This window comes from Thalassotalea marina (assembly GCF_014656435.1).
In the GTDB taxonomy this organism is placed as follows: domain Bacteria; phylum Pseudomonadota; class Gammaproteobacteria; order Enterobacterales; family Alteromonadaceae; genus Thalassotalea_C; species Thalassotalea_C marina.
The window spans coordinates 35,347-48,092 of the sequence record NZ_BNCK01000012.1; the positions used below are offsets into that span (position 1 = coordinate 35,347).

The following is a 12,746-nucleotide window of genomic DNA, read 5'->3' on the forward strand; positions in this document are numbered from 1 at the left end:
AAAAACCACGTATCGAAGGGTTTAAATTGTCCAAGAAGCGCCATTAATTGCAAAAATTAAAAGCACTCAATAGCTTATGATTCACTAAAAAAACACTACTTATTTATAGAATTTATCGGGTTTAATTCATCAATCTGTCACCAAAGTGTCAATTATTTTTCTCAATGATGTCATTAAAAAAGATAAAAATACATCTGGTCTAGACCAGTTTACATTTATCAATTTTGAGGATATTTTTTCATGTTTAATAAAAAGAATTTTCATCTTTCACTTGCAACTCTGTGCAGTATTTCAGCGCTAGCACTAAGCGGGTGTAACGACAATGGCAAAAAAGCAATCGTCGTAGACCAAACTCCCCCACCAGTCGCTGATGCGCCTACTAAAAAAGTACTGATCATAGGTATTGATGGGTTAATGTACGATTACATTGACGATATTGATACACCAGAGCTCAATGAACCAACATTATTGCACTTTCCTCGTTTAACGTTATCTAAGGCGCTCACTGGTGGCTATATCGGCACTCAAAGTCACCAAGTTAGCTCTTCGGGACCTGCTTGGTCATCAATTTTAACGGGAACTTGGATTGATGGTCATACTATTGCTTCCAATAATAATCAGCCAGCTGCAACTACAACCATCTTTGAACATTTGTACAATGCTGATAACAACATCGACATGGCAAGTTTTGCCGCTTGGACGCCTATAAACGCTGGGCATGCTAAACACGGCATGCAAGCAGTAAAGCAACGTGTTGATGGAAACACTCGACCTGAAAATGTCTCTGTTGATGATTTTATCACTGACAAACTAGTCCAAGAGCTAATGGATGACGATTCCAACTTAGACTTTATTTTTACCCATTTAGATGAAGTCGATGGTGCAGGACATGCTTGTGGTTGGTGTGTACCTTACGAGGAAACTCTTAAAGAGACAGATGTTCGTCTTGGCAAGATCCTTGATGCCATCGAAAATAGAGAATCGAAGTTTAATGAACAGTGGTTAGTCATGATTGTATCGGATCATGGTCACGTAAAAACCGGTGGTCATGGCGGAGACTCGATTGCAGAACGTACTTCTGTTATTGGCACAAATAAACCAGATCAAATGAACGCTTTATTTGGCCAAAGTACCGCAGCCTTTGATTTAGCATCAGAAGAGCAAAATAAGTTGATGGGATACCCAGGCATCACATCAATTGTGCCTACGGTTTTAAACTACCTAGGCCAAAAATTTGACCAGTCACATCAATTTTCAAGCCCTGCACTTATTGGTGAATTTGGAATAACTCACAGTTATACCCAAGTAGAACAAAGCCAATCATCAACTGCGATAGTTTCCGTACATTGGTTTGCCGATTCAAGCATAGATAAAATCACCCTATTAAGAGATGGTCAGGAAATTGCCCAAGTATCGGCTGCTGATGGTGTATTTAAAGATGAACTTTCAATCAACACACTAGGTGCTGGCAACCACAAAGTTGCTTATAGCTTAGTGGCAACAAAAGGAAGCAACCTAACCTCTTGGGCAACAGTTAGTTTAGGGGAAGATGTTGCAATTGATACTGTATTGGCCAGTGTGACTTCGCATGTGACATTTGACAACAGCATCACACCTTTTGAATTTATTGCCGGTTCAGAGCCTTCTGCAGTATTTGAAGCTGGCCCTTTTAATACCGGCAACGCTGTTCGCTTAAATCGTGAGAAAGGTTACTTAACCATGCCATTATCTTTTGAAGATAAATTACAAGGCGCTATTGGTTTTTGGTTAAAAGTAAACGGTAATATCACGAGTGACCCAAATATTATCGCTAATAAAGACTGGAACAGCGGTGGCAACCCTGGCTTTACCATAGCTGCCACCAATTCATCACTTAAGTTTAACGTTGGTGATGGAAGTGGCCGAGCCGACGCAGCTTTATCTTATAGCCGTGATAATTGGATATTTGTCATCGCCTCTTTTGATTTAACTCAAGGTGAAATTGCCTTGTACATTAACGATCCAAACTTTGGCTTTCAAGAAGCAAAAGTTGCAGCACCGGATGTGTCGAGTTTAGCTACAAGTTTCCCGTTGAATTTAGCCGAAGGTGGGGACGGACAATATAATCTCAACAAAGCGCTTGATTTTAGTGTTGCTGACTTACTGTTTTTTAACCGAGCCTTAAAAAGCAACGAAGCTAGAGCACTTGCCAATATGTCGAAAAGAGTGGAATTACCATAAATTTAATCGATTACACTCAGGATAAATAAGCAATAAAAAAGCGACCCTACTGGTCGCTTTTTTTAATGAGTTAAGCTTGTTCTAATTCTTCAGCAAGCTGTTTGGTTTCATCAGCTCGTGGTTTAGTAAAACGCGCCAACCCTAAATAAATAACTGGGGTTAAGTATAAGGTGAATAAAACGGCTAACGCTAAACCGCCAAATACTACCCAACCAATGGCATTTCTTGCTTCAGCACCTGCACCACTCGATAAAATAAGTGGTAATGCTCCAAGTAAGGTTGACACTAGTGTCATGGTGATTGGACGCAAGCGAACTAATGATGCTTCTTCGACTGCTTTACGCACTGATAGCCCCTGATCTCTAAGTTGGTCGGCGAATTCCACCAACAAAATAGCATTTTTTGCGATCAAACCAATTAACATCACCAGACCAATTTGTGAATACACATTAAGCGAAGTGCCGGTTAAGTATAAAGCTAATATCGCGGAGCTTAGACCAAAAGGTACAGTGATCATCACCACAATGGCACTATTAACACTCTCAAATTGTGCAGCTAAAACTAACAATACAATCAAAAAGGCTAAAACATAGGTTAACAATACCTCATTGGCCGTTTCTTCAAAAGTTAAGGCCTCACCTTTAAATGCCAAAGTAATACCGTTGGGTAAACTTGTTTGTGATAAATCTCGAATTTGCGTCACTAAATCAGCTATGGTCATGTTAGCTGGCAGTTCCATACTAAGCTGTATTGCTCTTCGCTGTGCATGACGCTCTAGTTCAGCGGCTACGCCTTCTTCCGTAATACTAGCAACACTGCTTAACGGTACCATTTCACCATTTTTGGCTCCAACATAAAGGTTGGCTAAATCATTTGGATCTTTAATGGTTTGATTTTGAGCCTGTAACATAATTGGGATTGACTGATCACCAATATTTAAATCGGCAATATCATCACCATTAATCGCAGCGCGTAGAGTCGTAGAAATATCACTTAACGAAACGCCAAGCTCTTCAGCACGTCGTCTATCAATATTAATTCGTAATTGTGGCTGTGACGGCTGATAAGAAATACGCACCTGTTCAATGGCTGGAACCGCGTTTTCGATATCAGCGGCAAATTGCTGCGCTGCTTTAAAGATTTCTAAATAGTCATTACCCAGTAACGCTAGTTCAATACCACCGCCGCGACCACGTAAATTTAAACTATTTGACCCGCCTGCAAAACCAGATGCTCCGGGAATATTTCTTAACGGCTCACGGATTTTATCGATAATTTCTTGTTGGCTGAAATGTCTCTCGTCCCAATGTTTTAAAGGCACAGTAATAAACACGATATTAGGATCCCATTGCCCCACTACCGTATAAATTGATTCTATTTCACCATTTTCAAAATACGGTAAAAGAATATCTTCCATTTGCATTGCTTGTCTGTCCATGAAATTTAAACCAACGCCATCAGGACCCCTAGCAAAAATGCGGATTTTACCTCTATCTTCAGTAGGCAATAACTCGTTATCAAGGTTCGCGTAAAGTGCACCTGAGCCAGTTGCCACTATGATACAAACAATCAATGTTAACCATGCATGATCTAACACTTTGTGAATTGATTTTGTGTAGATAGCTGCCAATTTATGGCCTAGCATGGCAAATGGGTGGAAACCGCCCTGCTTTAATTTAAGTTTTGACGTTAGTGCGGGAACTAATGACAAAGCAACAAAGCTAGAAATAATCACAGCACCAGCCAGTACACCACCAAACTCTCTAAACAGTTTGCCTGCCGTTGAAGGTAAAAAGGCAATGGGAACAAATACCGCGGCTAATACTGCTGTAGTGGCAATAACGGCAAAAAATACTTCACGAGTACCAATAACGGCGGCTGCCCTTCTGCCAAGGCCTAAGCCACGATGGCGTTGGATATTTTCACTAACGACAATTGCATCATCTACTATTAAACCTGTCGCTAATACTAAGGCTAATAGCGTGAGGATATTAATAGAAAAGCCTAGCACCCAAATAAGTGCTAAAGAGCCAACTAAAGCGACAGGAATGGCAAACGCTGGTACTAAGGTAGCGCGCCACGAACCGATAAAAACCCACAAGGTTACAATAACCAATAGTACCGTTATAACCAGCGATTGAATCACTTCATCAACGGAGCTACGAATAAACTGAGCGTCGTCGGATGTTAAGGTAAACTCAAGCTCAGGAAATCGCTCTTTCATACGTTCAATCAACACCAGTACTTCATCTGAGATTTCAATAGTGTTTGATTGCGCTTGTCGAATAACCTCCAAGCCTATTACTGGTGTTCCGTTTAATCTCACCATGGAGCGCGGATCAGCTGGGCCAAAATAAACGGCTGCCACATCACCTACTCGAGTGTCGCCTCGAACAATAATGTCGGCAACTTGCTCAGCTGAAATGGAAGTAGCATCAGCACGAACAATCACCATTTGATCTTCAGATTTTAAACTGCCCGCTGGTACGTCAAATGGAGCTTGTCTTAATACGCTGGCAATATCAGGAACGGTTAAATTAAAACTGCTTAACTTTAAAGGGTCGATTCGTACACGTAATACACGTTCGCGGTCACCATTTAAACGTACATCAGCAACACCAGGAATAGTTAAAAACTGAGGTGCTAAGTCAACCTCTACTCGCTCAGTTAGCGCTTCTAATGATAACGATTCACTAGAAACTGTTAATGATACAACAGCTTCAGCATCGTTATCTGCTTTGATAATGGAAACACGCTCAACTTCTTTTGGTAATTGGCGTTGAACCCTAGCCACTGATTCTCGGGTTTCATTTGCAGCATCTTCTAAGTTAATGCCCGGTCGAAATTCAACGACGATCCGCGCATTATTTTCTTCACTTTGTGCTCTTATCGATTTTACACCGCTTACGCGAGCCACAGCCCCTTCAAGTTTGCTGGTAACTTCGGTATCTACAGTTTCCGGAGAGCCACCAGGAAATGAAGCTGAAACGGTAATGCGAGGCGTATCTACATCTGGTAGTTCTCGCACTTCAATCCCCGCTAAAGCTGCAATACCGGCGATAATAATTAATAAATTTAAAACGACGATTAATACAGGACGGCGGATTGCCATTGACGGCAAATCTTGCATCATAGGTTGTTGATTCATCGCTTAATCCTTGGCAGTTGCAACTTGATTGACAAAGTTAAGCGCTTGGCCAGGGCGCAATCGTTGCACACCTTCAGTAATAAGCACATCACCTTCTTGTACACTGCCTGACACTAATAATCGTCCAGCTAGTCGCTGTTCAATTTTCACATCAACACGCGTCGCCTTTTTATCAACGCTTTTCCATATGTAAGGACCTGTGGCTCCCCACATTAACGCCGCTTCTGGCACCACAGCAAATGGTTCACCTAACACGTTCATATAAACGCGAAAACTCATGCCCGGCATAAAGCTTTGTTGAGCGTTATCTAACGTTGCTTTAGCGCGTAGTGTACGTGTTTGTCTGTCAATTCTTGAATCTAAATACGTAATATCGGCTTGAAATGTTTGTTCACCTTGCCAAGCAACCACGTCAACTTTGCCTTGTTGTTTTAATAAATTAACCACAGACTCAGGTGCATTAAAATTAATATACAACTTGCTGACATCATCAATAGTTGCAATCGCGGTTTGTGTTGTGATCCTATCGCCAACTTCAACATCGGTAAGCCCCATTACACCGCTAAAAGGTGCTATTACACGACGATCTTCCAGTTCAGTTTGTGCTTGTGTTAACGCTACTTTAGCTAATTCAAGTAGCGTTTTGGCATCATCAAGATCACTTTGTGGAACTGCGCCACGTGCTTGGCTTTCTGTTAAGCGACTAACTTTTCGCTGTGCATCTTTTAAAGTGATTTTGGCTTTATCTGAGGCCGCACGTTGTCGGCGAGAATCTAACTCGACAAGCAAATCACCTTTATTGACATAGTTACCTGGCTTAAAATGCACAGCAACAACTCTATCCCCTACCGCAGGAAATAAGGTTACTGAATGAATAGCTTCGGCATTACCTACAACTTTAACTTGTTGTTTGGTTCTTTCTAAAGAAACCTCTTCAACCACAACATTGGCAGCAAAAGCCGGCATTGAAATAGCAATATAACCGCATAATAAAATGCTAAATAAGACACGACCTAACAATTGAACACCTGAATAAATATTAACTAAATTTTGTATATTCAAATTGTATCACCGCAAATATCAATGCCTATTTATGTTCGACTAACACGCCAAAGTTCGCGTTAAACGGAAATAATTAGCATTTAATTTACAGTACACACACCACTTTGCTGATGTTTTATACAACCTTCGATTTTCGACTGGTTACAAAGCCAGCAAACAGTTTGCAAAAGCCACTCGTCAGACCAGTGTATTTCGACTGTTCTCACCTGTTCAAAGACTAACCAGAGCAGAAAACATACCGTGCAGGCAATACGACCTAAATAGTCAATAGGGATCAAAGAATTAACTTTGGTGATAATTTCCAGTTTAGCTTTTGCAACAAACTACCATTGGGCAGTTATTGCGCAACTTAGTGAAAGTTCATCCAATTTTCACAATGTAACCTTTTATCGATAAGTGTAACTTTTAGTAAACCAATGATGAAAAATGAAACCATTTTTGGTACATTGCCGCCCGTCTCAGTCTAGGGTCAATATTTTCAAAGACTAAAAGAGCTCGAAAACGTCAAGGAAGAGCTTTTCATAAAACGGAGATTTTTTCAGCAGAGCCTACTTTCCCAGTCAAGACATAGTCGTAACCAATATCAAGAGAGATATGAATGCAAAAGTCTAATAAGTTTTATTCTTTAACAAAATTATCAATAGCAGTTGCTGCAAGTTTATCAATCGCTTCTTCAGTACATGCAGAAACAGAAAAAACAGAAAAAATAACGGTTACAGGTAGCCGTATCGCCAGCATTGGCGCAGAGTCACCTTCACCTGTCACAGTTATCGATGCAAGTGAAATCAAAGCAAGTGGTGTTACTAACATCACTCAACTTTTAAATAAATTACCATCAATGGCGCCAGGTTTAACAGCCACTTCAGGTGCGGTATGGGGTAACGCGGGTATCACCACGCAAAACTTACGTGGTCAAGGTTCTAAGCGCACATTAACACTTGTTAATGGTCGCCGTCATGTAGGCTCAATCCCTGGTGAGTCAACTGTAGACATGAATACCATCCCTGTTGCGTTAATTGAACGCATTGAAATTTTAACTGGTGGTGCTTCTTCTATTTATGGTGCTGATGCGGTAGCTGGTGTTGTAAACATCATTACTAAAAAAGACTTTGAAGGTTCAGAGCTAACATTAAACACAGGTATTACTGATCGCAACGACGGTGAGAACTATGGTTTTAACTTTACTCACGGTTTTAACTTTGACAATGATAAAGGCAACCTAGTTTTCCACGTAACTTATGACGAATCTAAAAGAGCAAGAGCTGCAGACCGCCGTTTTGCTAGCCGCGAGCTAGTATGGATTGATAACCCAGCTGAAGCAGGCCTAAGTGACGACGATAAAAAAGACAATGGTATTCCTGATCGCATCGTTGACGAAAGATACCGTTTATTATCAACACCTGTAGCTTCAACCTTTATTGGTGACCGCCCTGTTGCATTTAACCCTGATGGTTCAATTCGCGATATCATTTTAGGTGAAGGCGAACTTTACGACGCACACAAAGGCTTTGGTTTAGCATACACAGGTGCTGGTGGTGAGCAACTTAGCCAAAACGCTAACCAGTTAGTACAAGCGCCAGTAGAGAAATTCGTTTTTAACTCAACTTTAAACTATGAGATTAATGACGATCTATATTTATATACTGACGTTAAATATACTCAATCAGAAGCAAGCACTACTTACGGTTACGCTAAAGCTAACTACGGTGGTTCAGCAAATAACTCTCAAATTTTCATCGACAACCCATACTTAGCGCAAAGCTCTGTTGATTACATGCAAGCGAACAACTTAAACAACGTTGAGTTTGCAAAAATTTACACTGACTTAGGTCGCGCTGGTACAAAGTACGAACGTGATTTATTCCAAGTTGTTACTGCGCTTGAAGGTTTTATTTTTGAAGACTACCAATGGCAAACTTACGTACAATACGGTAAATCTACTTCTGATAACACTAGCTTAAACAGCTACTATCAAGCTCATTGGGATGCTTCAATTGATCCAGTGAGAAATGCAGCTGGTAATATCGTTTGTTCAGTTGCTTTATCTGATGCGGAACTAGAGCAATTAACCACTCGCTCTGCATATAACATTGCTCACATCAAACATACTCGTGAACAACTAATTGCTTCTGGTGCTTCACCTCAAGACTGTGTACCACATAACGTATTTGCTACCGACAGTGCAGCATTGCAAAATTACATGCAATACGATACCACTAGTTCTCAAGAGCAAAGCCAATTTGTTGCTCATGCTAACATCAGTGGCGACATTTATGAATTACCAGCAGGTCCACTAGCGTTCTCTGCAGGTGTAGAATACCGTAAAGAGAAAAGTGAAACTGAGCCATCTGACATTCAAAAATCAGGTTTAGGCTCTGGTTATGCAATTTCACAAGCAGTTGTTGGTGAATACTCAGTAAGAGAAGCGTTTGTTGAATTATCAGTACCTGTACTTGAAGGTGTTGAATTTGCAGAAGCTTTAGACTTATCTTTATCTGCTCGTCTTTCTGACTACTCAGAAGCTGGCACTAGCACTAGCTGGAACGTTGGTTTAACTTACCAACCAATCGAAGATATCAAATTACGTATCTCTCGCTCTAAATCAGCTCGTGCGCCGAACATCAACGAACAATTTACTGACGTAAGCACAAAAGGTGACTGGGCTTACCAGCCGTGTGGCGTTCGTAACATTGAACGTTTAGATGAAAAGTACTTAGACAACTGTCGTGCGCTAGGTTTAGACGTTACAACTACACCTGATGGCAAGCCAACATCAAATATTAACTGGTACACTTGGGCAACATTACGTTCTTCAGGTAACAAAGAGCTAGACGTTGAAACGGCAAATACCTTAACTGCTGGTTTAGTGTTTACACCTTCATTTATTGACGGTTTAACAGTTACTGTAGATTACTGGGATATAAAACTAGATCAGTTAATTGGCACTTTTAGCCACGCTGCAGTATTGAAAAACTGTGTTGAAAGTGAATCAATCGACAATCAATTCTGTAAATTGATCGAAAGACGTGAAAACGGTGAAGTAATTTCAGTAGATTTGAAAACGCTTAACTTGAACCAACGTCGTACTAAAGGTATCGATTTTGAAACTGTTTATAAGTTCGATGGTAGCACATTCGGCTTAGACGCAGTGCCAGGTGAATTTAGATTTAAAACGCTTGTTCAACACTTAATCCGTCGTGACGTACAAACCGATCCTAACTTACCGTTAGAGCCAACTCGCGGTTTGTTTGCTTACCCGATGAAGCGTGCAACACTTGGTTTAACCTACACACTTGATAACTTCGAATTCCAGTGGAATAGTCGTTACATTGGTGAGCAAAAACGTAGCAACCGTTACACTGCGGAAAAATATGCTCCGCACCACACAGGTGGTTTATGGTACACAGATGTTAGCGTTTCTTACAGCTTCACTGATGATTTAACGATGTCAGCAGGTATAAACAACCTAACAGACCGTGGTACACCACAAATGCCTGACGCAAACGTTGGTGGTGCAAGTGTTTACATCGAAAATGACACCGGCTTGTATGATGTACTTGGTAAGTCATACTTTGCTAACTTAACGTACCGTTTCTAACATCGGCATTACGTTTAGTTTATATTTAAATCATTGATGAAAACGAGTAGATATAATTATCTACTCGTTTTTTTTAACCTAATTTTTTACACCAAACAGCCAATCTAAACCGAGAACCAAAGTCGTTGGAAAAGCTGTTGCATGAGTTGCATCATCAAGTAACTTAAACTTCACCAACACATTTTCACCAAACTGCTGTTCAATATGTTTTACCAGTAATTGCGCGCCATCTACCATATCTTGTTGCTCGCCATGTTCAGGCTTTTCTAATTCACCTACAGCAAGATAAACATTTGCTTTAATCGCTTTGTTTGTGGCTGGAACAGATAAAATATAATGGTTATTAAACCAAACGGAAGGACTACCAATAATGTAGTTATTAAATAACTCTGGTTTTTTCAAAAGTAAATAAGCGCCAAATAAACCTCCCAGTGAATTTCCTACATATGTGCGCTCTGATGGGGTTACTCGGTAGTTGCTTTCTATATAGGGAATAATTTGTTTTTCAAGAAAGCGAGCATGACCCTGTGCATTACCAGTGTCCAATTTCCAACTGCTTGCCTTATTTGGGGTATAGTCCCTGATCCGGCTCGACGCACCTTTTGATCCTTTCTCATATGAAATAGCGACAATAATCGCTTCTTCCATTTTTCCTATGTTCATCGGGTAACGAGTGATCCCCGATGCTAATTGGAATGCGTAAGAACCATCAGTTAAATAAATAACAGGATAATGTTTGTTTTTATTTTTATGATATGAACGAGGCAATTTAACAAAAACAGGATAAACCCTGTTGCTATCAAGCTCAGTTAATTCAATAATCGAACTTCTTGGTATTTGAAATTGGCTAGCGGCATTAACGGCTGTACAACATATAACAAAAACCAAACCTGCAATAAATTTCAATATTGTCTCTCCTTTAGCGCAAAACCTAACTAACAATGTTTGAATCTAGAAAAACATCTACATCTAGGTTGCAAAGTTTTACACTACATACCGCTGAAACCAACAAATTCAATGTAACAAAAAATGGTTTTGTATATTTTAAAATCAATTACTTATCACCGGCACACGTTTAATTCGTTTGTTTTGATTTAAGTGATATAACTGCTGCTGTATTAGTTGAAGCTTTTTCTTAGTTGTTGTTTGTTTTATTGCGCCATTTAATATTGATGAGTTCAGCAGATATTCTGTTGCAAAGCCTGCAGATATTGCTTTATTTAAAGCATCAATAAATGCTGACTCACCTTCTTTTGAAAAAATGCTTAACCCTTGTGTGAACTGGCTTAATGAGGTTTCATTGCTCTGTTGAAAAACTTTGTTGTGGTTAATTGTGCTATGCAAGGTGATTATGCTTGCCGACACTGCGGCTTCTGCCAGCCCTGTGGATGCAACTTCGTTATATAGGCTTAAAGCTTGTTCTTGTTTTCCTTGAACATCATTTAACACAGCCTGATAGAACTTAGCTTGTGCTGCGTTAGGAAAACTTGATAGCAAGGTATTTAATAACGTATCAGCCTCTTCATATCGACTTGTCGCAATATACAATTCGGCGAGAGCAAGCTGTGAAAACACCTTTAGCTCATCTTTTACTAACAAAGTTTTCAATATGCGTTCACTTCGACTAAACATATTTTTTAAGCGTAATACTTTTGCAAATTCGAACTGTACTTTCGTGTTCTCAGGTTGGCTATCGTGCGCAATAGTTATCGTTTGCCATGCCTCATTAATATGGCCGAGTTCACGCAATGCATTGGCTTTAATCACATAACCATCAACCCAAGAGCTTGCTAACGATATCGCAATATCAGCATGTTTTATCGATTCTGTTAACTTCCCTTGATTTAGCTTAGCTTGAGCCAGCACGACGTGAGCCCAGGGTTGTTTAGCATGAAACTTTACCGCTGTTTCTGCATAACTCAGAGCTCGCTCTAAAGTTTCAACTGACGGTTGGTGCAATTGATAACGCGTTAAATAAATCGTACTTAAGGTACTTAATATGGCAATGTCTTTTGGTGTTTTATCTAACTGCTGCTGAAGTTTATCTACACCGGTTAATAAACTTTTTTCATCCGTCAGCCCCATATACATTGAGACGTCAAAATGATTAGCTGATTCGAGATTGACCATAGTGTCATGGGCAAGGTCAACATCAGTAACAAAGTAATTATTAATAAGTATCAATAAAACAGCAGCTGCTAACACTATGCTCGGTAACAGCCACTGAATGCTTTTGTTTTGCTTTTGTGATTTTTGAACTTGTGTTTGAGCTGAACAAGTTGTGCTACTTGTCACTGAAACGCCTAGTCTATAGCCAATTCCACGTTCAGCGATGATAAAAGTCTCACCCAGCCCAATGGCCTCTCTTAACCTAGAAACACGTTTTTTAATGGTATCATCTGAGACAATTTTGCCCTGCCAAACCTGTTCCAGTAAGACTTGTTGAGAAACAACCTCAGGTGCACTTTGTACTAAACATAACAATAATCGATACGAGAGTTCAGGTAATAATATCTCTTTATTATTTTTCAACACCTGACGTTTTACACGATCAACACTTAAGTTTTCACCTACTTGAAAACTAGATACTTCTATTTTATCCACTAACTAACCCAATGTTTTTATTATTAATATTCATAAACGTCACCTTACGTCACCCTACTTCTAGAAATGTCACTTAGTAAATAATCAAACAATCGTTACTTTGTTTAACGAATT

Annotated in this window: 6 protein-coding genes; 2 read left to right on the plus strand and 4 right to left on the minus strand. The window is 39.9% G+C overall.

All coding sequences use genetic code 11. The features are described 5' to 3' along the window. Positions 1 to 240 precede the first annotated feature (240 nt). Positions 241 to 2,220, plus strand: coding sequence for an alkaline phosphatase family protein (locus IE199_RS20065; protein WP_189774305.1), 1,980 nt, complete (start codon positions 241 to 243; stop codon positions 2,218 to 2,220). Positions 2,221 to 2,290: 70 nt separating this feature from the next. Here the strand turns inward: IE199_RS20065 and IE199_RS20070 are convergent, their stop codons facing one another. Continuing rightward, a complete protein-coding gene (locus IE199_RS20070) occupies positions 2,291 to 5,368 on the minus strand; it encodes an efflux RND transporter permease subunit (protein ID WP_189774307.1) in 3,078 nt (1,025 codons plus the stop codon). Between the two features lie 3 nt (positions 5,369 to 5,371). Continuing rightward, positions 5,372 to 6,334 carry an efflux RND transporter periplasmic adaptor subunit gene (locus tag IE199_RS20075; protein ID WP_189774373.1) on the minus strand — a complete coding sequence of 321 codons (963 nt, stop codon included), beginning with the start codon at positions 6,332 to 6,334 and terminating at the stop codon, positions 5,372 to 5,374. Between the two features lie 694 nt (positions 6,335 to 7,028). Between IE199_RS20075 and IE199_RS22160 the strand changes: the two genes are divergently transcribed. Then, on the plus strand, positions 7,029 to 10,028 hold the full coding sequence (locus IE199_RS22160; protein WP_189774309.1) for a TonB-dependent receptor domain-containing protein: 3,000 nt from the start codon (positions 7,029 to 7,031) through the stop codon (positions 10,026 to 10,028). Positions 10,029 to 10,106: 78 nt separating this feature from the next. On the opposite strand, the gene IE199_RS20085 is transcribed toward IE199_RS22160, so the two are convergent. Together IE199_RS20085 and IE199_RS20090 are read right to left on the minus strand one after the other, a co-directional pair. Then, complete coding sequence (locus IE199_RS20085) at positions 10,107 to 10,934, minus strand: alpha/beta hydrolase (RefSeq protein ID WP_229854871.1); 828 nt, start codon at positions 10,932 to 10,934, stop codon at positions 10,107 to 10,109. Between the two features lie 144 nt (positions 10,935 to 11,078). Further along, positions 11,079 to 12,632 carry a winged helix-turn-helix domain-containing protein gene (locus IE199_RS20090; RefSeq protein WP_189774311.1) on the minus strand — a complete coding sequence of 518 codons (1,554 nt, stop codon included), beginning with the start codon at positions 12,630 to 12,632 and terminating at the stop codon, positions 11,079 to 11,081. Between the last annotated feature and the right edge of the window lie 114 nt (positions 12,633 to 12,746).

Bases quoted from the DNA above. Each gene is read 5' to 3' on its own strand.
- IE199_RS20075 (WP_189774373.1), bottom strand. From the start codon at position 6,334: ATGCCGGCTTTTGCTGCCAATGTTGTGGTTGAAGAGGTTTCTTTAGAA.
- IE199_RS20070 (WP_189774307.1), bottom strand. From the start codon at position 5,368: ATGAATCAACAACCTATGATGCAAGATTTGCCGTCAATGGCAATCCGC.
- IE199_RS20065 (WP_189774305.1), top strand. From the start codon at position 241: ATGTTTAATAAAAAGAATTTTCATCTTTCACTTGCAACTCTGTGCAGT.
- IE199_RS22160 (WP_189774309.1), top strand. From the start codon at position 7,029: ATGCAAAAGTCTAATAAGTTTTATTCTTTAACAAAATTATCAATAGCA.